Below are 23,537 nucleotides of genomic sequence, written 5' to 3'. Positions count from 1 at the left end.
TTCAATACGTGAATTAAATTCCAAAATGTCATTACAAACAAATAACAATGCAATATCAAAACCAGATCAGATATAAAAAATCCCAGTCTTAAGACTGGGATTTTTTTTGATTATGACTATAAATCAAATTAAAGACCGAGTTTCTCTGCGACATAATCAGAGTCTTTATCACCACGACCTGAAAGATTCACTACAATCTTAGTCTCTTTAGGCAGTTTACCCGCTTCACGAATTGCCCAAGCCACTGCATGTGAACTTTCTAATGCTGGCACAATTCCCTCAACGCGTGACAGGGTCATAAAGGCATCCAGACACTCCTGATCTGTTGCCGTAGTGTATTCCACACGACCCAGATCTTTAAGCAGGCTGTGCTGTGGCCCTACGCCTGGATAATCCAGGCCAGAAGCAATCGAATGCACAGGTAAAGGTTCACCCTGCTCATCTTCAAGCACATAGCAGGCCATACCATGCAACTGGCTTGGTTTACCCAAAGTCAGCGTTGCGGAATGCTTATCAGTATTTAGGCCATGACCAGCAGGTTCTACCCCTACCAGTTTCACTTCTGGATCATTCAGGAATGCCGTGAATGCACCCATGGCATTTGAACCACCACCCACACATGCCACCACATAGTCTGGGTTTGCACCGAAGCGTTCATTGGTTTGAACCTTGATTTCATCGCCAATAATGGACTGGAAATCACGCACCATCATTGGGAATGGATGCGGTCCTACCACCGAACCAATCGCATAGATATAGTTTTTCGGATCTTTCAAGTATTCTTCAAAAGCACTGTCGACTGCATCTTTAAGGGTTGCTGTACCACGAGTCACAGAAATCAGCTTAGCACCCAAGATTTTCATCTTAACGACATTTGGATGTTCTTTTTCGATATCCACTTGGCCCATATGAATTTCACATGGAATACCCACCAAGGCACATGCAGTGGCTAATGCCACACCATGCTGACCTGCACCGGTTTCTGCAATGACTTTGGTTTTACCCATATATTTCGCCAGCAGTGCTTCACCCAGGCAGTGATTGATTTTATGTGCACCGGTATGATTCAGGTCTTCACGCTTCAGATAAATCTGTGCCCCACCTAACTGGTCAGAAAGGCGTTTAGCATGAAACAAAGGACTAGGACGGCCGACATAATTGGCAAACAGGTCTTTTAATTCATTCTGGAATTCTTCAGTTTGACGGATTTCCTGATAGGCAACATTGATGTCATCCATGGCCTGTTTTAGCTCTGGTGGAATGAACTGACCACCATATTGACCAAAGAAACCCTCTTCGTTGGGCAACGCAATACCATTAATTTGATGAGCCATAATAATTCCTGAATATTGGAATAAGGTATAACAAGTGACTTTATACTAGAATAATTCGTTTTAAAGCACTAATAACTATAGATAAAGTCACTTATAGATAAATGGAATCAACGCGCCAGATATTTGGTCATATCCTCAATACCTTTTAAGGTCATTGGAAACATATGATCTTCAAAGATTTGCTTAATCAGGCCAATAGTATGCGTGTAATGCCAGTATTTTTCTTCTTCAGGATTGAGCCAGGCGGTTTTATCAAAATGTTGACGTAGACGCTGTAACCAGACCTGTCCTGCCTCATCATTCATATATTCGACCGAACCACCGACGGAGTTCAACTCATAGGGTGCCATGCTGGCATCACCCACTACAATCACCCGGTAATCCCGTCCATAGGTATTGAACAGATCCCAGGTATTCATGCGCGAGCTGGAACGACGGACATTATCTTTCCAGACATAGTCGTACAGACAGTTATGGAAATAGAAATATTCCAGAGTCTTAAATTCGGTCTTGGCTGCGCTAAACAGTTTTTCACACTGAGCGATATGCGCATCCATCGATCCGCCGATATCAAACAGCATTAAAACTTTAATGCGGTTACGTCGCTCTGGTACCAGCTGAACATCCAGAATCCCCTGTTTGGCGGTTTCACGAATAGTGCTATCAATATCCAGCTCTTCAGCCGCACCCTGACGGGCGAACTTACGCAAACGGCGCAGTGCCATCTGCATCTGACGACTACCAAGAATCTGATCATCATCCAGATTACGGTATTGACGCTGTTCCCAGACTTTGACGGCGGAACGTTTACGCCCCGGCCCGCCAATGCGCACACCTTCAGGATGATCACCATAGGCACCAAATGGCGATGTGCCACCAGTACCAATCATCTTATTCCCGCCCTGATGTTTTTTATGCTGTTCACGCAAGCGCTCTTCCAGCATTTTCATCAGTTCTTCCAGCGACCCGGCTTTTTTCAGTTCTTCACGCTGTTCAGGAGTCAAGTGCTTCTCGATAAGTTCCAGATCAAACCAGTCTTTGGGCAGTTTATGTACCTGATTCAGCAATTCATCCAGATCAAAGGTCGCGATACCATCAAAGTAGTCTTTCATGGCAAGATCGAATTTGTCGAAGTAGCGCTCGTCTTTGACCATCACAGTTTTAGCAAGCTGATAGAACTCGTCCTGATCAGCAAAAACCACGCCTGCCGCCACCGCCTGATTCAGATCAATCAGCTCACGGGTGGAAACTGGTACGCCATATTTTCTGAGGGTATAAAACAATCGCACAAACATGCGTGTTTCTCCCTTAGCGACGCGACATAAAGGCTAGACGTTCAAGCAGCTGTACATCCTGCTCATTTTTGATCAGCGCGCCGTACAAAGGCGGGATCGCTTTGGACTTGTCGTTATTTCTTAAAATGTCTTCCGGCATATCATCTGCCATGAGTAGGCTTAGCCAGTCGATCAGTTCTGAAGTTGAAGGTGGTTTTTTCAAGCCTGGAATCTGGCGTAACTTGAAGAAAACTTGCAAAGCTTCATTCACCAGTGTTGCCGAAATATTCTCAAAATGTACATCGATAATTTCACGCATGGTCGCTTCATCCGGAAACTCGATATAGTGGAAGAAACAACGGCGCAAGAATGCATCTGGAAGTTCTTTCTCGTTATTTGAAGTGATGATGACAATCGGACGCTGGGTCGCAGTAATGGTTTCACCCGTTTCATAAACGAAGAAAGACATCTTGTCGAGTTCATGCAACAAGTCATTTGGGAACTCGATGTCTGCTTTATCAATCTCATCAATCAGCAATACACAGCGTTCTTCACTGGTAAACGCTTCCCAGAGTTTACCCGGCTTGATGTAGTTCTTGATGTCATAGACACGATCATCACCTAACTGGCTGTCACGCAAGCGTGATACCGCATCATATTCATACAGGCCCTGCTGTGCCTTGGTCGTTGACTTGATATGCCAGGTAATCAGCTTCAGTCCCAGACTTTGTGCCACCTGTTCAGCCAACAGGGTTTTACCTGTACCCGGCTCACCTTTGACCAGCAAGGGTTTTTGCAAACTACGCGCAGCTTTCACAGCCAGTTTTAAACTGTCAGTGGCAATGTACTGATCCGTACCTGAGAATTGTTGAATATCAGCAGACATGATTGAACCTTATTTTTCTATTTACAGCGGTGAACTTTTCTTGTTTGACCCAAGACCCGTTTTACTGGATGCATAGGTCGACCAGCAATAGCCAATCACAGACCCGATACCAATGACAAATAAAATAAGTGACGCATTAATCCAAACGAGTTCATATTCCTTGGTCAGAATACCAAATAGCAGCCCGAAAATAGCAGGTGCAACTGAAGCATTACTGCCTTCAGAAACGGTTGGAGTCAACAGCACGGCAAAGGCCAATAGCCATAAAAAACCGCCCATTGCCTTTGGTATGCGCTTGGTCACGCCATACCAGCAGCCTAACGCAATCAGACTGCCCAGCAGATACACTGCAAACGCAATACTCTGGTCAGGAATTGAGTCCAATACAGCTACAAAACCATTCATTTCACAACTCCTGAACTGAGCTTAAGCTCCACGAAGACCTTCTGGTGCTGGCGCATTCGGGTTAATTAAACCTTCTGGAGGCATTTGCAGGAAGAAACCACGGGTAGAAATTGAATCCATCACATGTAAAACATTAGCACGTGCTAGTTTACGCGATTCACTCAGTTCAAGATGCATGACAAAAGTCGCACGACCAAACGCAACACGTACCGGTTCAGCCAATACCTCTAGTGGTTCAAATGTTTCGGCTTCGTTCTCATCTGCAGGACGCGCCACATAAAGATACATTTCATCTTTTTTGCTAGATTTGTAGATAGACACTTGCATGTTTCAAACGACTTTTCTGAAAAAACAATCGCAAGGATACATCAAAAAAACGACAGAAACATTAGCCGCTTCAAATGCATCAGTCGTGATTTTGTATAATTGCTTTATCTTTAATCAATCCAGTAAAAATCACTCAACTACTTTCATCTGGGTCGACAGATAAGACTCATCCTGATGCAATACCTTAATTAGTGGCAGAGTTAATAACTCATAGCGCCAGCCGAGCAAGTAGTTTGGCAGATCCTGTTCATCCTTATGACATACTACATGCTGATATAAGGCATTCAGCCATTTCTTGCGCATCAGCACTTCTTTAGGTACAGAGATTTCATTGGATATATTCTGGATCATTGTTTCGACCTTCTCGCCAATCTCTCTGGATGAATGGCGGATTGGGCGTGCCAGACGCAGTGGCCAGTCGGCCTGATCAGGCAGGAATTTCAACAGATCAAGAATAGTCTTGCCATGTTCACGGACAATATTGGCCCGGATGTCTTTCATCTGACTGAGCTGGAAATTATTGCGCGGGAATTTCTCTACCAGATCAATCATGGTCGAGTTTTTCAGAATGAAGCTGCGTGGCTGATTCAGCGCCTTGGCAATCTGCTCACGCCATACAGCCAGTTGTTGTAACTGCATTAATTGACGGCGTGAATGACGATAATTACCGACATCCTGATAAAGCAAGGCAGTCGGTGTTTCTTCACCAATTTCATGGGTCAAAAAACGGCAATCTTCAAGAGCGAAATCGAGCAGATACTTGCTTTCCAGATCCTGTTTGACTTTATCCGACAGTTGCACCAGATAATGCACATCATTGGCTGCATACAGCAACTGCTCAGAGCTTAAAGGACGTGCCAGCCAGTTAGAGCGAGTCTGATCTTTTTCAATATCGACATCCAGCATCTGTTTCAAGGCATTCTGATAGCTGACCTGCAAACCATGTCCGAGGAAAGACATACCGACCTGTGTATCAAAGACATTGCTCAGAGCTTTTTTCTGGGTGTAATGGTAAATCAGGTCAATGTCTTCACTGCAGGCATGGAAAATATTCTGTTGAGCATTAAAAATCTTGTTCAGAAATTCACTCAGATCCAGTGTTGTTCCATCCAGCAAATAGACATTGTTATTGACATTGATTTGAAAAACACCAAGTTTTGGCCACAAGGTGTCTACCTTAATGAATTCTGTATCCAGGCCATAGACCGGATTTTGATCCATAAGGTTCAGGACATGATTTAAGTCGTGCTGATGTTGAATAAATTGAAACATAAAGACTGAGTCTAAAATTAGATGCTCGATGAAGCTATATTACCCGATATATAGAATTTTTATATAAAAATGTGACAACCAAATCATACTTTTTGTTCCATATTTTTTTCGAATATAGCTTATCTAGTAAACATTTTATATTTTTACTAATATATTTTTTATATTATATGTTAAGAGAATATAATTAATATTTCACTTAATTCGCATCCGGTTATGCACTGCCTGACTCAAAGTATGACTATCGACATACTCCAGTTCTCCACCTTGAGGCACCCCTTGAGCGATACGCGTCATTTGCACTGGTAAATGCTTACTGGCTTCAACCAGATAATGTGCGGTTGCCTGTCCTTCGACAGTCGCATTGGTGGCCAGAATTACTTCCTTGATCTGTCCCTGACTTAAGCGTTGCAGTAAATACGGAATACCGATTTCTTCAGGCCCGATTCCATCTAGAGGTGACAGATGACCACCCAGAACATGATATTTACCACGGAAACTGCCGCTTTGCTCAATTGCCATGACATCTGCCGGTGACTCCACTACACAAAGCAGTTCATCATCACGCTCAACTGAGGTACAGATATTACAGACTTCATCTTCCGTCAATGAATGGCAGATCGAGCATTCATGAATGTGATCGGTTGCTTCAGTCAAGGCATGTGCCAGACCAATCGCCCCTTCACGATTTTTCATGATTAAATGCAAAGCCATACGCTGGGCCGATTTCGGCCCAACGCTTGGCAAAATGCGTAATGCTTGAACCAGTTGATCAAAACGATCACTAAACATTGCGCATACTTCCTTAGAATAAACCAGCCAGACCAGGTGGTAAGCCCATACCTGAGTTTGCAGATTTCATTTTCTCTTCAGAGATCACTTCTGCTTGACGCGCTGCATCATTCATCGCTGCTGCAATCAGATCTTCGATCATATCTGGATCGTCCTGTAACAGTTCAGGATTAATTTCGATACGTTTCACCACATTGCGGCAAGTCATGGTGACTTTCACCAGACCGCCACCAGCCTCAGCATGCACTTCAGTTTGCGCAAGCTCTTCTTTGGCTTTTTTCATGTTGTTTTCGACTTCTTTTTGCATGCGCTGTGCTTGCTGCATCAACATATTAATGTTCATAAAGATCTCCGAACATATATTTATAAAATTAGATTAGATCTAAACCGCGTGTAATGTCGCGAATAATATCATCAATCTCTTCCAAACCAACAGAAACGCGAATTAAACCTTCACGAATACCCGCTGCTGCTTTGGCTTCTGGAGACAATTTACCATGCGTGGTTGTTGCCGGATGAGTAATCGTTGATTTCACATCACCCAGGTTACCGGTGATTGAAATGAACTGGGTATTGTCAATTACTTTCCAGGCACCTTCACGACCGCCTTTAACTTCGAAAGATACGATACCACCGAAACCGGTTTGTTGTTTTGCTGCCAGTTCATGACCAACATGTTCAGGTAAACCTGCATAGTAAACTTTTTCTACTTTCGGATGTGCATTTAAGAATTCTGCCAGTTTTTGTGCATTGGCAGAATGCTCACGCATACGTAAACGTAAAGTTTCTAGACCTTTCAGGAATACCCAAGCATTGAACGGGCTCATAGAAGGACCAGTGGTACGTACATAACCGAAGATTTCTTCAAGCAGTTTGTGGTTACCTACCACAGCGCCACCGAGTGCACGGCCTTGGCCATCCAGATATTTAGTCGCAGAATATACGACTAAGTCTGCACCAAATTTGAGTGGTTGTTGTAACACTGGTGTACAGAAGCTATTGTCAATCGCGAGCAATGCATCATTGGCATGTGCAATATCTGCCAGAGCCTGAATATCCGCGACTTCAGCCAGTGGGTTTGACGGAGATTCAACAAAGAGTAATTTGGTTTCTGGCTTGATGGCATTTTTCCATGCATCCAGATCAGTCAGATCGACAAACTCAACTGCGACACCAAATTTAGCCACGTATTTTTCAAATAAAGAGACTGTTGAACCAAATACGGCGCGTGAACAAATGACATGATCACCTGCTTTCAGGTAAGCCATCGCCACCGCCATAATCGCAGCCATACCAGAGCTGGTCGCAACAGCGCGTTCTGCGCCTTCTAAAGCAGCCAGACGCTTTTCAAACATGGCAACAGTTGGATTGGTAAAGCGAGAGTAAATATTACCCGGCTCTTGGCCTGAAAATTTTGCTGCAGCTTCAGCCGCATTTTCATAAACAAATGACGATGTTAGAAAAATCGGTTCACCATGCTCACCCTCAAAGCTACGGGTGTGACCAGTACGGATGGCTAAAGTTTCTAATTGATAGTTAAAATCGTCTTGCTGGCTCATCACTTTACTTCAGCCCAAAGGCTGCCTTTTGTAAAAAATTGCCATCATTTTGAGCGTCTAAGCTATTTCAGGTCAAGGCATAATAAGCAATTATTGCTTAGACTTCGACCAATTCTCCTTTATATACGGATAAATTATTTACATGATTCAGTTAAAACAAAATATTCAACGCCAGAAGAAAAAATTAAAACACCTGAATGCCCGGTTATTTAACTCGTCTTCTCTGATTCTTTCGCAAAAAACGCCATTTGAATATATTGCTGCGACTGAGTTCTGCAAAATTCGCTATTATGCAGCGCCTGAAAAGAAGTACCATGAGCCCTTAGTCTTTGTTGCCCCTCTTGCGATCAATATGGATATTTATGATCTGTATCCTTACCGTTCACTGGTCAAGCATTTTCAGCATAGCGGTTTTGATGTCTATTTAATGGAATGGAAACGTTTCCGCTATAAACACCGTCACTTGAATTTTCTGTCTTTTATTGATGGCGCGATTCCTCAGGCTATTGAACGGATCTGCTCGCATTCAGGCAGTCAGTTTATTTCCCTGCATGGCTGGAGTATGGCCGGAATTTTTGTCACGCTTTATACAGCGCTGCATTCCCCTGAACATGTTAAAAACCTGATCGTGCTGGGCAGCCCGATTGACAGTTATGCCTCTGGTCGGGTTGGCAAGCTGTTTAGCACCACCAATAAGCTCATTTCCAAAAATAAAAACCTGCAACAGGCGATTCACCAAGGATTGATTCCCAAGGAATATATTCATTCGCCCGGTATCATCAATGCACTGGGATTTAAGCTGCTTGATCCGATTGGCTGGTTTAAAAGCCAGAAGCAGTTTTTGATGAACTTGGAAAATGTTGAAGATGTCTATGAACATGCCACTATGGGTAATTTCCTGAACAAGATGATTGATTATCCGGGTGGAATCAATCAGGACATGGTGCTGCATTTATGGCTGCAAAACCCTTTAAAAAATGGCTCGATGACTTTAAATGGCCGGACAATTAACCTAAAAAATATTAACTGTTCCTTACTGGTCGGGGCTGGGCAAACTGATCAGATTGTTACGGAACAGTCAGCTAAACCTTTGATGGAATTGACAAGTAGTACCGATAAGACGTTTACTCTTATCCCGGGTGGTCATCTTGGGCTGATGTCCAATCAGAAAACAGCCAATACATTCTGGCCGAAATTGACCACCTGGCTAGCACAACGCTCAACCCGGATAGATGCTTAATTCCGGAAGAGCCGGCATTTTTCAGGTATTTATTATTTTATTCAGAGGGTATGACATGATTCAGTCAGTGGCATTTATTGGTTTAGGCGCAATGGGTTATCGCATGGCAGCGCATTTACCCAAGCATTTTGAGACAGTCTATGTCTGGAACCGTACTTTCGCCAAAGCTGAAGAACATGCTGTTGAATATGGCACCCAAGCTGTCGCTTTAGAACAGGCAGTTCAGGCAGATATTATTTTTTCCTGCCTGCCGACCAGTGCCGATGTTGAAGCATTAGTCCAAGGCCTCAGCCTTAAAGCTGGCAGTATCTGGGTAGACTGTACCAGTGGTGTTCCTGACGCTGCCCGACACCTAGAAGAAGCACTGACTGAACAGGGTGTGATTTTCCTGGATGCACCTGTGAGTGGCCAGACCATTGGTGCGGAAAATGGCACATTGACTGTGATGGTCGGTGGTAATGCAGAAGGCTTTGAAAAAGCCCTGCCAGCGATGCAGGCTTTTGGCAAATTAATTAAGCATGTGGGTACATCAGGTGCTGGCTTTGCGGTAAAAGCGGTAAATAATATGTTACTGGCTGTAAACCTGTGTGCGGCAGCAGAAGGCTTTACCACGCTGAAAGCACACGGGGTTGATCTGAATGAAGCACTGGATTGTATCAATGCATCAAGCGGCAAAAGCAATGTGACTGAAACCGTTTTACGACAGCGTATTTTGAACCGTAGCTTTCCTGTTACCTTTGCCCTGCCTCTCTTGGCCAAAGATACCGGCATTGCACTTGATCTTGCGCGCGATGCTAAACTGGCAGTGCCACTTCTTGCTTTGGGTCAAAGTCTGATGCAAGCTGCTAGCAATCTGTCGGATAAAAATAGTGACTTTTCCAGTGCTGTAAAAATGTATGAATCATGGAGTAATATTACCATTGAGTAATATCTCGCCATTGAATAATAATAAACAAACCTAATATTGTGACTATAGACTAGCCACATGCAGTGATACCTGAGGAAACTCTTATGAATAAGTTATTTGTTGTAGCACTCGTCGGTTCTGCAACTTTGTTTGGGGCTTCAACATCGGTTCTTGCATCTGAACAGGAATGCAAAAAATTGAAAAATGACCATGATGTCATTTATGCATCAAAAGGTTTCTGTTTCAAGGATCCTGAAGCAAAAGCAAAGTTTAATGACAATTGCTACACAACCAAGCCAAAATTTTCAGAAAAAGAGCAGCAACGTCTTGACGCGATCAAAGAACGTCAGAAAGAATTGAATTGTAAATAATACAATTCAATTCTGCTCAAGGAATGCACTTATGACTTACGATGACCAAAATATTTTTGCACGAATTCTGCGTGGTGAACTTCCAGCAATTAAAGTGTATGAAGATGACCAAGTTCTTGCATTTATGGACATCATGCCACAGGCCGATGGTCATACTCTGGTCATTCCTAAAACACCCGCAATTACCTTGCTTGACCTGGATCCTGAAATTGCAGCCTATACCATTCAGGTGGTGCAAAAAATTGCCAAAGCGATTGAAAAAGGTTTAGGTGTAGATGGCATTGTACTGATGCAGCTCTCCGGCGCTACGGCGGGTCAGACTGTTCCGCATGTCCATTTCCATCTGGTACCTACTTCTTTGCACAACCTTGGCAAACATGCTGCACAAATGGGCGATCAGGAAAAAATCAAGCAACTGGCAGAGAAAATTAAAGCTGCCCTGTAAGCTATTCTTAATATTTAAAAATGGAGCTTTGGCTCCATTTTTTATGTTTGATGTATTTCACCTTGAATTAAGTCACTAAAATATTAATAAAAGTCACCTAGCCTATTTTTAGGTTTTACAGCAAACACCGAGCCTAGTTGTATTTGTATCAATCCTGCTTATCCCACTCACAATTCTATAAAAAATAAGACAATGATTGTCTTTAATATTTCTGAAATATTTCCTTAATCATATTGACTTATTTGTAATGAATACTTGGCACCAATAGAGCAGTAGATGTTTCAAAACAATACTGAAACTTGTTTTTAAGACGATGAATAAAAAAGTCTTTATTGGAGCAACACATGAAAAAAACGTTATCTGCATTAGCAATCGGGGCAACAATTTTAACACCAGTAATGGCAGCTGCTGCTGATGTTAAAGTGTATGGTCGTGCACACGTTTCTTTAGATTATCTGGATGATGGCCAGGATTATAACGAAGTAGGTCTTTCTTCAAACTCTTCACGCCTAGGCTTTAAAGCTGAACAAAAACTAGAAAATGGTATGACCGTATTTGGTCAAATCGAACAAGAAATTAACTTTGCAAGTGGTTCTGCAAACGATGATGTTGAATTTGCAACTCGTGATACTTTTGTTGGTTTAAAAGGTGATTTCGGTCAAGCGCGTATCGGCCGTTTTGACAGCCCATTCAAAGTAGCACGTGGCCCGGTCAACTTCTTTGGTGATATGGTTGGTGACGTTCGTAACGTCACGCGTGTAGGCAACCTGCGTTTTGATGAACGTAATGCCAATACGATTGAATATAAATCACCAAAATTTGGTGGCGGTTTTAATGTTTTAGCAGCACTTTCTTTACACGAAGGTAATAGTCCTGATAGCGTGTCAACATCTTCACCAAAAACTACTGTAATTGAAACTGTGAATGGTCCAGTAACAGTAGTCGTACCGGGAACTACAACTACTACCAATAAAGATAATCGCGATGATAAAGCATACGATCTCGCTTTAACCTATAAAGAAGGTAAAGTTGATTTTGCTGCTGCCTATGAACATTATGAAGAAGATGCAGGTCGTGGCGAACGTGATGGTTTCCGTATCGCAGGTGCTTACAAAATCACGCCTGAGTTCAACTTGGGTGGTTTATACCAATTCCTTCAACACGATAATTCTGAAGCAAACCCAGATGCACAAGTATTTGGTATAGCCGGTGAGTATAAATTTGCACCAAAAACCTCATTCCGTGGTGAAGTATTCCACCGCGATGTCGATGCGGACGATGCGAATGCAACTTTACTGGCAATCGGACTTGAGCATCGTTTAGATCCAACAGTTCGCGTTTATGGCAACATAGCAACTGTACTAAATGATGAAAACTCAAACCTTACCCCTTGGGCACAAGCTCGTACCAATGCTGTAGGTGGCGCACGCGGTGAAGACAGCTTAGGTCTTTCTCTAGGTATGCGTTACGACTTCTAAAACCTCCCCAATTTCATATTAGAAGAGAGCCTGCCTGATGCGGGTTCTTTTTTATTTTTTAATTAATCCTGACTATTTTAATTAGAATAAAAACCCCAGCAAAATAATCAGATTTAATAAGATTAAAAAATAAATCCCAACCATTTTAATCAGATTAATTTTATCTATTTAATAATTAAACCAAGCAAATTAATCCACTTTAAAAATATAAATATAAGCATTTTAGTCAGATTTAAATAATCTGTTTTTACACAAAATAATCACAAATATTTAGAATAATTATCAAACTTTTAATAGTATATTATTAATATTTTCAATAACTTATAAATATATATTTATTTAAACTATTTAGTCTATTTATTTTTTAGTTACAATCGATTAATAATATATAACAAACCACATAATAGGCTTGTTCACATGAGCTTAGTTTCTAAAAACTTAAACCAAAAAACAGTAAGAGAGATTACTGCGATTTTAATTATCAAGATCATTCTACTTCTGGTAATTAAAAATATTTGGTTTGATGCGCCTACTATTCCAAAAGATTTTGACACTCAAGTCGCCGAGCGTATCGCCGGCAATCCTTCCCAAATCAAGGAGACACGTTGATGATTTCTGAAAGCGTGGTCGATCTTTCGCGGTTCCAGTTCGCTATGACCGCGATGTATCACTTTATTTTTGTTCCACTGACCTTAGGCCTGGCATTTCTGCTTGCCATCATGGAAACCACCTATGTGATTTCCGGCAAAGAAATTTACAAGGACATGACTAAGTTTTGGGGAAAACTGTTCGGGATTAACTTTGCCTTAGGGGTAACCACAGGCTTAACCATGGAGTTCCAGTTCGGAACCAACTGGGCATATTATTCGCATTATGTGGGTGATATTTTCGGTGCACCATTGGCTATTGAAGGTTTGATGGCCTTCTTCCTTGAATCTACTTTCATTGGTTTATTTTTCTTCGGTTGGGACCGTTTATCCAAAGTACAGCATCTGGGCGTGACCTGGTTAGTAGCATTGGGATCTAACATGTCTGCACTGTGGATTCTGGTTGCCAATGGCTGGATGCAAAACCCGGTCGGTTCAGCATTTAACTATGAAACCATGCGTATGGAAATGGTGGACTTTGCAGCACTGATCTTTAACCCGGTTGCACAGGTTAAATTCGTACATACTGTTTCTGCAGGTTATGTGACTGGTGCCATCTTCGTACTGGCAATTTCAAGTTACTACATGCTGAAAAAACGTGACCTGCCATTTGCACGCCGTTCATTTGCGATTGCTGCCATTTTCGGTTTAGCGTCTACACTTTCAGTGATCCTGCTGGGCGATGAGTCTGGTTATGAAATTGGTGATGTACAGAAAACCAAACTGGCTGCGATTGAAGCAGAATGGGAAACTGAACCAGCGCCTGCAGCATTTACTTTATTTGGCTTCCCAAATAAAGAAACCATGTCTACCGATTATGCTGTGAAAATTCCTTATGTTATGGGGATCATCGCCACACGTTCTGTAGATACTCCTGTTACCGGTATTAAAGACCTGCTACTAGAACATGAAGGTCGTATCCGAAACGGTATGGTAGCTTATGAACAACTGGAAAAACTACGTGCTGGCGATCAGTCTCCTGAGCTGAAAGCTGCATTTGCAGAAACTCAAAAAGATTTAGGCTACGGTCTGCTTCTGAAAAAATATACTGCAAATGTTGTAGATGCTTCTGACGAGCAAATTAAGGCAGCAGCAAAAGATACTATTCCACATGTACCAAGCCTGTTCTGGGCATTTCGTGCCATGGTCGCTTCTGGCTTCCTGATGCTGGTTCTGTTTGTATTAGCAACTTTTGCGGTGGCTAAACGCAATGCAGAAAACAAACCTTGGTTATTAAAATTTGCATTATTTGCACTACCACTTCCATGGATTGCGGCACAAACTGGCTGGTTTGTTGCTGAAGTAGGTCGTCAACCTTGGACTATTGGTGAGGTTCTGCCTACACATCTGTCGACTTCAAGCTTAAGCACAGGCGATGTATGGGGTTCAATCATTGCATTAGCAGCGTTCTACACTGTCTTGCTGATTATTGAAATGTACCTGATGATTAAATTCTCACGTCTGGGTCCAAGTTCATTACATACCGGTAAATACCACTTCGAAAAACCTAATTCTCAAGCAGCAGCCGATCAAGAAGATGCAGCTCTTCCAAAAGGCGTAACTGGCGAGGTTCAATCATGATTGAATACGAACTCCTCAAAATAATCTGGTGGGTACTGGTTGGCGTCTTGCTGATTGGTTTCGCCCTGACTGATGGCTTTGATATGGGCTCCATGGCGATCATGCCATTCGTGGGTCAGAATGATGAAGAACGTCGTGCAGCAATCAATACGATTGCCCCGCATTGGGATGGTAACCAAGTCTGGTTTATTACTGCGGGTGGTGCCCTGTTTGCTGCTTGGCCAATGGTTTATGCAACTGCCTTTTCTGGTATGTACTGGGCACTTCTGCTTGTTCTGTTTGCCTTATTCCTGCGTCCAGTAGGATTCGACTATCGCTCCAAACTGGAAAATACCAAATGGCGTAATGCCTGGGATTGGGGCCTAGCAGTTGGTGGTGCTGTGCCTGCACTGGTTTTCGGTGTTGCATTCGGCAATATGTTCCTGGGTGTTCCATTTACATTAGACGAAACAGTTCGTTCGACTTATTCTGGCAGCTTCTTTGCCCTGCTCAATCCATTTGCACTGGTATGTGGTGTTGTCAGCTTATCTATGCTGTGTGCACACGGTGGTGCATGGTTGATGCTACGTACAGATGGCGATTTACGTGAACGTTCTGCCAAAGCAACCAAAATCATGGGGATTGTTTATCTGGTAGCTTTCCTGGCAGTCGGTGCATGGTTATATTTCGGTGGTATCCAGGGTTATACCCTAGTGACTCCTTACGAAACTAACGGTATCGCTAATCCACTAGCAAAAGAAGTACTGACCAATGCCAACCCAGGCTGGATGAACAACTACAGCAATTATCCAATTACGATACTGGCACCAGTTGCAGGTATTTTAGGTGGCATCATTGTGGTATTGGCTGCATCTAAAGCCAAAGCAGGTTTGAGCTTCCTGGGTTCATCTTTAGCGGTGATCGGTGCGATTTTGACTGCCGGTTTTGCCCTGTTCCCATTCCTGATGCCATCTAGCATCAACCCAGTTGCAAGCTTAACCATGTGGGATGCGGTATCCAGCCAAAATACCTTAACTGTGATGACTGTAGCTGCATGCATCTTCGTTCCACTGATCCTGTGCTACACCACTTGGTGTTACTACAAGATGTGGGGCGTGATTACCAAAAAACATATTCAAGAGAATTCACACAGCCTGTACTAAGGCTGTGTCTTAGGAGATAAAATTATGTGGTATTTCGCATGGATTCTCGGCATTTTGATGGCCTGTTTCGCCGGTGTACTTAGTGCACTATATATTGAAAATCATCAAGACCTGGATGAGAAATAAGAGATGACAGACGCTGCAGTTGAACAAGTAAAGATAGAAAAAAAATCTAACCCTTTTGCAATGGTGATTTCTTGCCTATTGGCTTTTCCACTCGCAGCGGTGTTGCTGGTTCATCCTGCTGCGATGCTGGATGCCAACGGGGAATATAGCCACCGCGCCATGATGTTTATCATGATCGGGATTTCAGGCGGTTTTATTCACGGAGTTGGCTTTATCCCTCAGTACTGGTTCTGGAAATGGCTATTTAGTCCGTTTCTGGCTTGGCCTTTAATGCTTTGGGGTTATTACACCTGGTTTCTTAGCTAAGTATGAAACAACCACAAAAAGCCCTCATTTGAGGGCTTTTTGTTCTTTATTTTTTTTGTGAAACACAGCCTGTTTCATAGGTAGTTCCCAAATCCTGAAGAGATTGAGTAAACTGATTATCTAGTTTACTCACAAACTGGAATTCATCTTGCGCTGCCGCAAGATGCAGATTCTGTTCTGATAGATATTTTAACTGCTTTAAACCGGTTGCATATTCACAGGCTTTAGCAATCATAAGTGCAGGATGCTCACGTTGGTCTACCGATGAGTTCAATACAGCAAGTTTTAACTCCAACTCATCATATTTTTGTTTGGTTTTTGCCTTAAATTCAGCCTAACTCAGTGGTTTGGCCCAAGCTGAAACAGATAACTCGAAAATTCCAATGGTTATCATTAATTTATTCATTTTCCCCTCAACAATAAAAATTGCATATGATTTATCTAAGTTATTGAATATTTATAGCATAAAGCTACTTTTAACAAATACGAGTAATAAAAAAGCCAGAACTGGTCTGGCTTTGAAAACTTACTTCATTGAATTTTCTAACGATGAGTATGGATTGACATCACAATACCCATCCCTGCCAACATGGAAATCACGGCTGTACCACCGTAACTCATCAATGGCAAAGGGTCACCCGTCACAGGTAAGATCCCACTGACCATGCCTGAGTTTAAAAATACAAAGAAGAAAAAAGTTAGTCCGATCGCACCGGCGTATAAACGGCCAAAGTTATGAAAGCTATTCATGCCAATAATCAGACAGCGAATAATAATGGCCGTAAACAGGCTGAATAGAAGAAACACCCCGATAAAACCAAATTCTTCCGCATAAGTCGACATAATAAAGTCGGTATGATGTTCAGGCAGATAACCTAGATGAGACTGAGTACCTTGCGAATAGCCTTTCCCCATAATCCCGCCCGAACCGATGGCAATTTTGGACTGGATAATGTTCCAGCCTGCGCCCAAGGCATCCGATTCTGGATCGAATAAAGTCAGAATCCGTTTCTTTTGATATTCCTGCAACAAGAACATCCACAGCAATGGCACTGCAATAGCTAAAGCAGCAAAGGCTCCAGCAATTAGGCGCCATGACATGCCGCTCAGGAATAGTACAAAAATCCCGGGAATCACCAGACCGATATTTAGATCGGGTTGCAGTGCTACCAATACAAATGGCACGCCTAAAATCACCAAAGCACCGACAATGTCCAGAAACTTCGGCGGGAAAGGTTTACGGGCAAAGTACCAGGCCATCATCAGTGGCATGGCAAACTTCATTACCTCACTCGGCTGCATACTCCCCACACCCGGCAACGTAATCCAGCGGGTTGCCCCAAGACGCTTCTCACCAATCACAAAGACCAGCAGTAGCATAAAGATACCGAACATATAAAAATATGGACTGGCAGCTTGATAAACCTTAGGTGGTACTTGGGCACAAATAAACATCACCACAAAGCCCACACCAAAACTGATCGCCTGACGGATCACCATCCCGGAATCTTCCGAGGTGGCACTGTAGACCACCATCAGACCCAAGATCGCATTTAAAATCAGGAAGCAAAGCAGCCATGGATCAAGGTGCAACTTGGCCCATCGGGAGGCATTTTGGGGATTAATACTACGTCCATCGCGTGCGGACTGCCGCAAAAAACGATACTGCTGAGAAGGGATCATTGGCCCACGGGTAGAAAATTCATGATGGCAAAATTATAAGTTAAAGTGCTCCGGAATAAATCGCCATTGACTGATTTATTCCATTTTTATTGCAATATATTTAGCGCTGGGCAGCCAGTATCAGTTTGGCCAGTTCCAGATCATCTGGATAGGTAATTTTAATATTGTCAGAGCGGCCTTGTACTACTTGAACTGGTTCGTCTATATGTTCCAGTGCACTGGCTTCATCGGTAATGGTAACACCATCTGCGAGTGCCTGCTGAATTGCACGTTTTAAGGTTCCAAGTTTCGCCATTTGTGGTGTTTGCGCCTGCCACAAAGTTGAACGATCTACCGTCGTTTCAATATCATGACTCTTTACGACACGCTTTAAGGTATCTCGTACCGGAATACCCAGAATCGCCGCCTGATCGGTTTGAATTGCTGTATTGACCAGATCAATCAAGGAGCTTTGACTCACACAAGGACGGGCTACATCATGCACTAAAACCCAGTCTTCTTCTGAAGCTATCTCAGATAAATATTCCAAGGCATTTAGTACAGAGTTGACGCGTTCTGCACCGCCCAAGCAAAAATGCGCTTTATCCAGACGAGAAAGTGGCAGAGTCTTGGCAACATCATCCTGTGCACCGATTGCAAGGACATAACCTGCTAATGGCAATTGATTCAGGCGCGAAACCGTATGTTCAAGAACGGTCTGTTCCTGAATCATCTGATATTGTTTAAGTTCGGTTTTGGAAAATCGGCTACCGGAACCTGCAGCTGGTAAAATGACCCACAATTTATGGTGTTGTTGGAACATCAGCTGATTCATTGGTTCTCAGGTCTACTTTATTCGGATTAAGATAAATCGGTTTATATTGAGTACTAATAGTGCTCATTTGTACAAAGGTTTCATGCGGCTTGATCAAACCTAAATCGAGACGAGCATGTTCTTCGATGGCTTCAATACCATTCTTCAAATCATAAACTTCTGCAGCCAGAACGCGATTACGTTCTTTTAGCTCTTCATTCAATTCTACTTGTTGCTGGATTTTCTGGGTCAATGCCTGATGGTCATTATAACCACCCTCACCAAACCAGTATAAATATTGAAACCCTGCGATCAGAACGATCGCAAGGCCCAACAGTACTTTACTCATCAAGGAGTCGAATACATTTAACATTGACATAAGTCGCTTAGTTCAAACCTTTGAACTCAGCTTTACCGCGATATGCAGCTTGAGTCAATTCTTCGATACGAAGTAATTGGTTATATTTCGCCACACGGTCAGAACGGCAAAGTGAACCAGTCTTAATTTGACCTGCTGCTGTACCCACTGCAAGATCTGCAATAGTAGAATCTTCAGTTTCACCTGAACGGTGAGAGATTACAGTAGAGTAACCGTTTGCTTTCGCAAGGTAGATGGCATCCAGAGTTTCAGTCAATGTACCGATCTGGTTGTACTTGATCAGGATTGAGTTGCCTACTTTCTCGTTGATACCACGTTGAAGAATCTTAGGATTCGTAACAAACAGGTCATCACCAACCAACTGGATCTTGTCGCCCAGAATCGAAGTCAGGTAAGACCAGCCTTCCCAGTCAGATTCGTCCAGACCATCTTCAATGGAGATAATTGGGTATTGGTTTACTAGACCTGCAAGGTAGTCAGCAAACTGGTTGCTTGTGAACGATTTGTTGCCTTCACCAGCCAGGATATATTGACCATCTTTGTAGAATTCTGAAGATGCACAGTCAAGCGCAAGCATAATGTCAGAACCAGCCTTGTAACCAGTTTGCTCGATTGCAGACAGGATCACAGTAATAGCTTCTTCGTTAGAACGAAGGTTTGGCGCAAAACCACCTTCATCACCAACTGCAGTGTTCAAACCTTGTTTCTTCAAAACTGATTTTAAAGAATGGAAGATTTCAGCACCCGCACGTAACGCTTCAGAAAATGAAGTGAAACCTACAGGCTCAATCATGAATTCCTGAATATCAACAGTGTTGTCTGCGTGAGCACCACCGTTCAGGATGTTCATCATTGGAACAGGCATGGTCAAAATCTTTTGATCACGAAGATCTGCGATATATTGGTAAAGCGGAGTTTTCTTTTCTTCAGCAGCAGCACGCGCAGCAGCAAGAGATACTGCCAAAGTTGCGTTTGCACCTAATTTTTCTTTGTTTTCAGTACCATCTAAAGCGATCATCGTATTATCGATGTCTTTTTGTTCGAATACTGATTTACCCACTAACGCATCACGAATCAGAGTGTTTACGTTGTTAACCGCAGTTTTAACACCTTTACCTAGGTAACGTGCTTTATCGCCATCACGAAGTTCTAGAGCTTCACGAGAACCAGTTGAAGCACCAGATGGTGCACATGCACGGCCAACTACGCCAGATGCTAAGATAACGTCTGCTTCGATGGTTGGATTACCACGAGAGTCCAAAATTTCACGTGCACGAATGTCAACGATTTGACTCATGAACTATTCCTCAGTTGATTAATAAAAATGATGCGTCAAAAAAGACGCATCAATGTATATTGAATTAATGTGTATCTAATTTTTCAAATCCTTTCACTAGAGTATCCAGCTCTTTTAATTGAGCCAGGAATGGTTCTAGTTGAGATAAACGCAAGGCACAAGGACCATCACATTTTGCCACATCTGGATTTGGATGAGCTTCCAGGAATAAACCTGCAAGACCTGTTGCCATACCGGCACGCGCCAGTGTAGTAATCTGCGCACGACGACCACCGGCAGAGTCAGCACGACCGCCCGGAGTTTGTAATGCATGCGTTACATCAAAGAATACTGGCACGTTCATTTCTTTCATGATGTCGAAGCCCAGCATGTCTACAACCAGATTGTTGTAACCAAAGGCTGAACCACGCTCACAAAGAATCAGCTTGTCATTCCCTGCTTCCAGACATTTATGCAAAATGTGGCGCATTTCATGCGGAGCAAGGAACTGGGCTTTTTTGATGTTGATGATGGCATCAGTTTTTGCCATCGCTTCAACCAGGTCAGTCTGACGACTTAAGAATGCAGGTAGCTGAATAATGTCAGCAACTTCTGCCACAGGAGCAGCCTGATACGGCTCATGTACATCAGTGATAATTGGTACATTAAAATGTTTTTTAATGTCGGCTAACCACTCGATTCCTTTTTCGAGGCCAGGCCCACGGAATGAGTTCAGGCTTGAACGGTTGGCTTTGTCAAAACTTGCTTTAAAGACATATGGAATATCTAAACGCTTGCAGATATCAACATAAGTCTCTGCAATTTCAAAAGCTAAGTCTTTCGACTCAAGTACGTTCATGCCGCCGAATAGTACAAATGGCAAGTGGTTTGCCATTTGTATATCGCCTAAACGTACAATTTCTTGTGGTTTTAATTGTGACATTTAAACTTCCTAGTTGTGTCTTAAACTCGCATTATTTGGTTTTTTGGTACTGTTTTTTTGCAGCATCAATGAAACCGGCAAATAATGGATGTCCATCACGTGGCGAGCTGGTAAATTCCGGGTGGAATTGTACTGCAATAAACCAAGGATGTGCAGGAATTTCAACAGTTTCTACCAGATGTTGTACCGGAGAATAACCAGAAATCTTCATGCCTTTTTCTTCCAGCACTGGGATATAACGATTGTTCATCTCGTAACGGTGACGGTGACGTTCGATAATTTCATCCGAACCATACACTTCAGCAGTCTTGGTACCCGGTACCAGTTCAGACTTCTGTGCACCTAGACGCATGGTACCGCCAAGGTCTGAATCTACTGAACGCTGTTGAACTTCACCGCGCTCATCTAACCATTCAGTGATCAGCCCAATCAATGGAGATTTGGTTGAGCGGTTGAATTCTGTTGAAGTCGCATCAGTGATACCCACCACGTTACGTGCATATTCGATCACTGCAAGCTGCATACCCAAGCAGATGCCCAGGAATGGCACACCGTTTTCACGTGCAAAACGAATCGCTTTCATTTTGCCTTCAGTACCGCGCTCACCGAAACCACCCGGAACCAGAATCGCATCCGCATCTTTCAATACTTCATTGACATCTTGGCTTTCAAGTTCTTCAGCATTGACATAGTCGATCTGAACTTTCACTCGGTTTTGAATGCCCGCATGTAAAAGTGCTTCGTTCACAGACTTGTAGGCATCTGGAAGTTCAACATATTTACCCACCATTGCAACACGTACAGTGTATTCAGGGTTCAGTAAAGCTTCTACCACATTATCCCAGTCAGACAGGTCTGCTTCTGGAAGATTGTCATAGCCAAAACATTCACAGATGAGATCATCAACGTTCTGTTCATAGAAAGTACGTGGAATCTGGTAGATCGTACGTGCATCTTTACACACGACTACTGCACGCGCTTCTACGTTAGTGAACAAGGCAATTTTACGCGTCGTATCTGCATCAACATCATGTTCAGTACGGCAGATCAAAATGTCTGGTTGAATACCAATAGACAGAAGTTCTTTTACTGAGTGTTGAGTTGGTTTAGTTTTTAATTCTGCTGCAGACTTAATGTATGGGAGTAACGTTAAGTGCATCAGCATCGTACGTTTATGACCAAGTTCAACCATTAACTGACGTACAGATTCCATGAATGGGAGAGATTCAATATCACCTACAGTACCGCCGATCTCAACGATCGCAACGTCATAACCTTCGCCAGCGCGAAGTACACGTTCTTTGATGTTGTCAGTAATGTGTGGAATAACTTGTACAGTACCACCTAGGTAATCACCACGGCGTTCTTTATTCAGAACATCCTGGTAAACACGGCCTGATGTAAAGTTATTCAATTTGGTCATTTTCGCACGACGCAAGAAACGTTCGTAGTAACCCAAGTCTAAGTCTGTTTCAGCACCGTCTTCTGTAACAAAAACTTCACCGTGCTGGAATGGGCTCATAGTCCCTGGATCGACATTAATGTATGGATCCATTTTTACCATGGTCACTTTTAAACCACGGGCTTCTAAAAGTGCAGCAACAGAAGCAGCTGAAATACCTTTACCTAGTGATGAAACAACACCACCAGTCACGAAAATAAAATGGGTCATTGGGTTTCTCGTACAATCGAGCCTAAATCGGCCTGCAATGTTGCGCAATTTTACTTTACCTTGCACCAATAAAGCAAAGTCAATCCGCATCAAATCAAAGAACAATAAACAATTGACTATTCTAACAGCAATTCCTTAAAAAAATTACAGTAAGTTCATATGATTTATATATTGCATTTTGCTGCTATAATAGGAACATTCACACCCTACACTATTCTGTTTGATGCAATGATGATGAAGAAACTTTTAATCTGTACCCTGATCCTGACTGGCCTTACACTGACTGGTTGTGTAAAAAAAGAAGCTCCAAAAGAAGAAGAACAAACCGAAGTTACTCCAGCATCTGAATTGGTTGCTCCGGAACCTGTACAACTTGAGCCTGTTGAACCATTAGAATCAACACCAGTTGAACCGGTTGAAGAAGCACCAGCAACACCGACTGTTGAAATCCAGCGCGAACAAACTGCGAATACTACAACTGAAATTCGCCGTGAAGTTAAAAAACCAGAACCTGCTCAATCAGAGCCTGCGCCTGCAGCTGAAACAAATTCAAGTACTGAGCAGCCTGCAAAACCTGCAGCAACACCAGCCGCTCCTAAAAACAATTCATCTTCTGCAAACAAGTCTGAAGATGATGCAGTTGCAGATGCGATTGCTGCTGCTATGCCAGCACTTGAAAACTAATAGGACTTACGCACTATT

Annotated in this window: 27 protein-coding genes; 11 read left to right on the top strand and 16 right to left on the bottom strand. The window is 42.8% G+C overall.

Going from position 1 to position 23,537, the window contains the following annotated elements; all coding sequences use genetic code 11:
* Positions 1-128: 128 nt before the first annotated feature.
* The 9 genes from trpB to B3Q46_RS00965 all read right to left on the bottom strand — a co-directional run bounded on the left by trpB (position 129) and on the right by B3Q46_RS00965 (position 7,846).
* Positions 129-1,334: a tryptophan synthase subunit beta gene (trpB, locus tag B3Q46_RS01005; RefSeq protein ID WP_004783709.1), complete on the bottom strand. Its 1,206-nt coding sequence runs from the start codon at positions 1,332-1,334 to the stop codon at positions 129-131.
* Between the two features lie 107 nt (positions 1,335-1,441).
* A complete protein-coding gene (locus B3Q46_RS01000; protein WP_004783711.1) occupies positions 1,442-2,629 on the bottom strand; it encodes a vWA domain-containing protein in 1,188 nt (395 codons plus the stop codon).
* 13 nt (positions 2,630-2,642) lie between these two features.
* Complete coding sequence (locus B3Q46_RS00995) at positions 2,643-3,494, bottom strand: AAA family ATPase (RefSeq protein ID WP_004783712.1); 852 nt, start codon at positions 3,492-3,494, stop codon at positions 2,643-2,645.
* Positions 3,495-3,515: 21 nt separating this feature from the next.
* Positions 3,516-3,899 carry a hypothetical protein gene (locus B3Q46_RS00990; protein ID WP_004783714.1) on the bottom strand — a complete coding sequence of 128 codons (384 nt, stop codon included), beginning with the start codon at positions 3,897-3,899 and terminating at the stop codon, positions 3,516-3,518.
* A 21-nt stretch (positions 3,900-3,920) separates the two neighbouring features.
* Positions 3,921-4,226, bottom strand: coding sequence for a YcgL domain-containing protein (locus B3Q46_RS00985; RefSeq protein WP_004783715.1), 306 nt, complete (start codon positions 4,224-4,226; stop codon positions 3,921-3,923).
* 129 nt (positions 4,227-4,355) lie between these two features.
* Entirely contained in the window at positions 4,356-5,498 is a 1,143-nt protein-coding gene (locus B3Q46_RS00980) for a ribonuclease D (RefSeq protein ID WP_005235921.1), read from the bottom strand.
* Positions 5,499-5,690: 192 nt separating this feature from the next.
* Complete coding sequence (gene recR, locus B3Q46_RS00975) at positions 5,691-6,287, bottom strand: recombination mediator RecR (protein WP_004783720.1); 597 nt, start codon at positions 6,285-6,287, stop codon at positions 5,691-5,693.
* 13 nt (positions 6,288-6,300) lie between these two features.
* Positions 6,301-6,630, bottom strand: coding sequence for a YbaB/EbfC family nucleoid-associated protein (locus tag B3Q46_RS00970; RefSeq protein WP_004783723.1), 330 nt, complete (start codon positions 6,628-6,630; stop codon positions 6,301-6,303).
* 28 nt (positions 6,631-6,658) lie between these two features.
* Positions 6,659-7,846, bottom strand: coding sequence for an O-succinylhomoserine sulfhydrylase (locus B3Q46_RS00965; RefSeq protein WP_005235924.1), 1,188 nt, complete (start codon positions 7,844-7,846; stop codon positions 6,659-6,661).
* Between the two features lie 142 nt (positions 7,847-7,988).
* On the opposite strand from B3Q46_RS00965, the gene B3Q46_RS00960 reads away from it, so the two are divergent.
* The 10 genes from B3Q46_RS00960 (at position 7,989) to B3Q46_RS00915 (ending at position 16,089) form a co-directional block, all read left to right on the top strand.
* The gene (locus tag B3Q46_RS00960) at positions 7,989-9,086 is read left to right on the top strand and encodes an alpha/beta fold hydrolase (RefSeq protein WP_004783728.1); all 1,098 of its coding nucleotides are present in this window, start codon (positions 7,989-7,991) and stop codon (positions 9,084-9,086) included.
* A 55-nt stretch (positions 9,087-9,141) separates the two neighbouring features.
* The gene (locus tag B3Q46_RS00955) at positions 9,142-10,014 is read left to right on the top strand and encodes an NAD(P)-dependent oxidoreductase (RefSeq protein WP_004783729.1); all 873 of its coding nucleotides are present in this window, start codon (positions 9,142-9,144) and stop codon (positions 10,012-10,014) included.
* A gap of 83 nt (positions 10,015-10,097) precedes the next feature.
* Entirely contained in the window at positions 10,098-10,364 is a 267-nt protein-coding gene (locus B3Q46_RS00950) for a YARHG domain-containing protein (protein WP_004783731.1), read from the top strand.
* Between the two features lie 31 nt (positions 10,365-10,395).
* A complete protein-coding gene (locus B3Q46_RS00945) occupies positions 10,396-10,809 on the top strand; it encodes an HIT family protein (RefSeq protein WP_004783733.1) in 414 nt (137 codons plus the stop codon).
* A 344-nt stretch (positions 10,810-11,153) separates the two neighbouring features.
* On the top strand, positions 11,154-12,287 hold the full coding sequence (locus tag B3Q46_RS00940; RefSeq protein ID WP_004783735.1) for a porin: 1,134 nt from the start codon (positions 11,154-11,156) through the stop codon (positions 12,285-12,287).
* Between the two features lie 417 nt (positions 12,288-12,704).
* Positions 12,705-12,896 (top strand): cytochrome oxidase putative small subunit CydP, encoded by a 192-nt coding sequence (gene cydP / locus B3Q46_RS00935; protein WP_004783737.1) that lies wholly within the window; start codon positions 12,705-12,707, stop codon positions 12,894-12,896.
* The gene (locus B3Q46_RS00930; protein WP_286712855.1) at positions 12,896-14,515 is read left to right on the top strand and encodes a cytochrome ubiquinol oxidase subunit I; all 1,620 of its coding nucleotides are present in this window, start codon (positions 12,896-12,898) and stop codon (positions 14,513-14,515) included. Before cydP ends, B3Q46_RS00930 begins: the two co-directional genes overlap by 1 nt.
* Positions 14,512-15,657: a cytochrome d ubiquinol oxidase subunit II gene (gene cydB, locus B3Q46_RS00925; protein ID WP_004783741.1), complete on the top strand. Its 1,146-nt coding sequence runs from the start codon at positions 14,512-14,514 to the stop codon at positions 15,655-15,657. The genes B3Q46_RS00930 and cydB overlap by 4 nt, the downstream gene beginning before the upstream one ends.
* A 24-nt stretch (positions 15,658-15,681) precedes the next feature.
* A complete protein-coding gene (cydX, locus tag B3Q46_RS00920) occupies positions 15,682-15,783 on the top strand; it encodes a cytochrome bd-I oxidase subunit CydX (RefSeq protein WP_004783742.1) in 102 nt (33 codons plus the stop codon).
* Positions 15,784-15,786: 3 nt separating this feature from the next.
* Positions 15,787-16,089, top strand: a complete 303-nt coding sequence (locus B3Q46_RS00915) for a cyd operon YbgE family protein (protein ID WP_004783744.1) — start codon at positions 15,787-15,789, stop codon at positions 16,087-16,089.
* 46 nt (positions 16,090-16,135) lie between these two features.
* Here B3Q46_RS00915 and B3Q46_RS00910 read toward each other — a convergent pair whose 3' ends face one another.
* From B3Q46_RS00910 to B3Q46_RS00880, 7 genes are all read right to left on the bottom strand, one after another.
* Entirely contained in the window at positions 16,136-16,384 is a 249-nt protein-coding gene (locus tag B3Q46_RS00910; protein ID WP_228127243.1) for a hypothetical protein, read from the bottom strand.
* A 248-nt stretch (positions 16,385-16,632) separates the two neighbouring features.
* Positions 16,633-17,772, bottom strand: coding sequence for a rod shape-determining protein RodA (gene rodA / locus B3Q46_RS00905; RefSeq protein ID WP_004783749.1), 1,140 nt, complete (start codon positions 17,770-17,772; stop codon positions 16,633-16,635).
* A gap of 100 nt (positions 17,773-17,872) precedes the next feature.
* On the bottom strand, positions 17,873-18,586 hold the full coding sequence (ispD, locus tag B3Q46_RS00900) for a 2-C-methyl-D-erythritol 4-phosphate cytidylyltransferase (RefSeq protein ID WP_004783750.1): 714 nt from the start codon (positions 18,584-18,586) through the stop codon (positions 17,873-17,875).
* Entirely contained in the window at positions 18,555-18,944 is a 390-nt protein-coding gene (locus B3Q46_RS00895) for a septum formation initiator family protein (RefSeq protein ID WP_004783752.1), read from the bottom strand. Before B3Q46_RS00895 ends, ispD begins: the two co-directional genes overlap by 32 nt.
* Positions 18,945-18,951: 7 nt before the next feature.
* Positions 18,952-20,241 (bottom strand): phosphopyruvate hydratase, encoded by a 1,290-nt coding sequence (gene eno / locus B3Q46_RS00890; protein WP_004783754.1) that lies wholly within the window; start codon positions 20,239-20,241, stop codon positions 18,952-18,954.
* 64 nt (positions 20,242-20,305) lie between these two features.
* Entirely contained in the window at positions 20,306-21,163 is an 858-nt protein-coding gene (gene kdsA / locus B3Q46_RS00885) for a 3-deoxy-8-phosphooctulonate synthase (RefSeq protein ID WP_004783756.1), read from the bottom strand.
* Positions 21,164-21,194: 31 nt separating this feature from the next.
* Positions 21,195-22,835: a CTP synthase gene (locus B3Q46_RS00880; RefSeq protein WP_004783758.1), complete on the bottom strand. Its 1,641-nt coding sequence runs from the start codon at positions 22,833-22,835 to the stop codon at positions 21,195-21,197.
* Between the two features lie 228 nt (positions 22,836-23,063).
* Between B3Q46_RS00880 and B3Q46_RS00875 the strand changes: the two genes are divergently transcribed.
* On the top strand, positions 23,064-23,519 hold the full coding sequence (locus B3Q46_RS00875) for a hypothetical protein (RefSeq protein ID WP_376745103.1): 456 nt from the start codon (positions 23,064-23,066) through the stop codon (positions 23,517-23,519).
* Positions 23,520-23,537: the final 18 nt, after the last annotated feature.

The organism is Acinetobacter sp. UBA2581, from assembly GCF_002339435.1.
Classification (GTDB): Bacteria; Pseudomonadota; Gammaproteobacteria; order Pseudomonadales; family Moraxellaceae; genus Acinetobacter; species Acinetobacter variabilis.
This window is presented reverse-complemented; position numbering and strand designations above follow the sequence as displayed.

Coding starts and splice junctions, on each gene's coding strand:
- B3Q46_RS00880 (WP_004783758.1), bottom strand. CDS start 22,835: ATGACCCATTTTATTTTCGTGACTGGTGGTGTTGTTTCATCACTAGGT.
- trpB (WP_004783709.1), bottom strand. CDS start 1,334: ATGGCTCATCAAATTAATGGTATTGCGTTGCCCAACGAAGAGGGTTTC.
- B3Q46_RS01000 (WP_004783711.1), bottom strand. CDS start 2,629: ATGTTTGTGCGATTGTTTTATACCCTCAGAAAATATGGCGTACCAGTT.
- B3Q46_RS00875 (WP_376745103.1), top strand. CDS start 23,064: ATGATGATGAAGAAACTTTTAATCTGTACCCTGATCCTGACTGGCCTT.
- B3Q46_RS00960 (WP_004783728.1), top strand. CDS start 7,989: ATGATTCAGTTAAAACAAAATATTCAACGCCAGAAGAAAAAATTAAAA.
- B3Q46_RS00945 (WP_004783733.1), top strand. CDS start 10,396: ATGACTTACGATGACCAAAATATTTTTGCACGAATTCTGCGTGGTGAA.
- cydP (WP_004783737.1), top strand. CDS start 12,705: ATGAGCTTAGTTTCTAAAAACTTAAACCAAAAAACAGTAAGAGAGATT.
- B3Q46_RS00990 (WP_004783714.1), bottom strand. CDS start 3,899: ATGAATGGTTTTGTAGCTGTATTGGACTCAATTCCTGACCAGAGTATT.
- B3Q46_RS00980 (WP_005235921.1), bottom strand. CDS start 5,498: ATGTTTCAATTTATTCAACATCAGCACGACTTAAATCATGTCCTGAAC.
- B3Q46_RS00955 (WP_004783729.1), top strand. CDS start 9,142: ATGATTCAGTCAGTGGCATTTATTGGTTTAGGCGCAATGGGTTATCGC.
- B3Q46_RS00970 (WP_004783723.1), bottom strand. CDS start 6,630: ATGAACATTAATATGTTGATGCAGCAAGCACAGCGCATGCAAAAAGAA.
- recR (WP_004783720.1), bottom strand. CDS start 6,287: ATGTTTAGTGATCGTTTTGATCAACTGGTTCAAGCATTACGCATTTTG.
- B3Q46_RS00915 (WP_004783744.1), top strand. CDS start 15,787: ATGACAGACGCTGCAGTTGAACAAGTAAAGATAGAAAAAAAATCTAAC.
- B3Q46_RS00965 (WP_005235924.1), bottom strand. CDS start 7,846: ATGAGCCAGCAAGACGATTTTAACTATCAATTAGAAACTTTAGCCATC.
- cydX (WP_004783742.1), top strand. CDS start 15,682: ATGTGGTATTTCGCATGGATTCTCGGCATTTTGATGGCCTGTTTCGCC.
- B3Q46_RS00950 (WP_004783731.1), top strand. CDS start 10,098: ATGAATAAGTTATTTGTTGTAGCACTCGTCGGTTCTGCAACTTTGTTT.
- B3Q46_RS00985 (WP_004783715.1), bottom strand. CDS start 4,226: ATGCAAGTGTCTATCTACAAATCTAGCAAAAAAGATGAAATGTATCTT.
- B3Q46_RS00895 (WP_004783752.1), bottom strand. CDS start 18,944: ATGTCAATGTTAAATGTATTCGACTCCTTGATGAGTAAAGTACTGTTG.
- rodA (WP_004783749.1), bottom strand. CDS start 17,772: ATGATCCCTTCTCAGCAGTATCGTTTTTTGCGGCAGTCCGCACGCGAT.
- B3Q46_RS00995 (WP_004783712.1), bottom strand. CDS start 3,494: ATGTCTGCTGATATTCAACAATTCTCAGGTACGGATCAGTACATTGCC.
- cydB (WP_004783741.1), top strand. CDS start 14,512: ATGATTGAATACGAACTCCTCAAAATAATCTGGTGGGTACTGGTTGGC.
- B3Q46_RS00930 (WP_286712855.1), top strand. CDS start 12,896: ATGATTTCTGAAAGCGTGGTCGATCTTTCGCGGTTCCAGTTCGCTATG.
- kdsA (WP_004783756.1), bottom strand. CDS start 21,163: ATGTCACAATTAAAACCACAAGAAATTGTACGTTTAGGCGATATACAA.
- ispD (WP_004783750.1), bottom strand. CDS start 18,586: ATGAATCAGCTGATGTTCCAACAACACCATAAATTGTGGGTCATTTTA.
- B3Q46_RS00940 (WP_004783735.1), top strand. CDS start 11,154: ATGAAAAAAACGTTATCTGCATTAGCAATCGGGGCAACAATTTTAACA.
- eno (WP_004783754.1), bottom strand. CDS start 20,241: ATGAGTCAAATCGTTGACATTCGTGCACGTGAAATTTTGGACTCTCGT.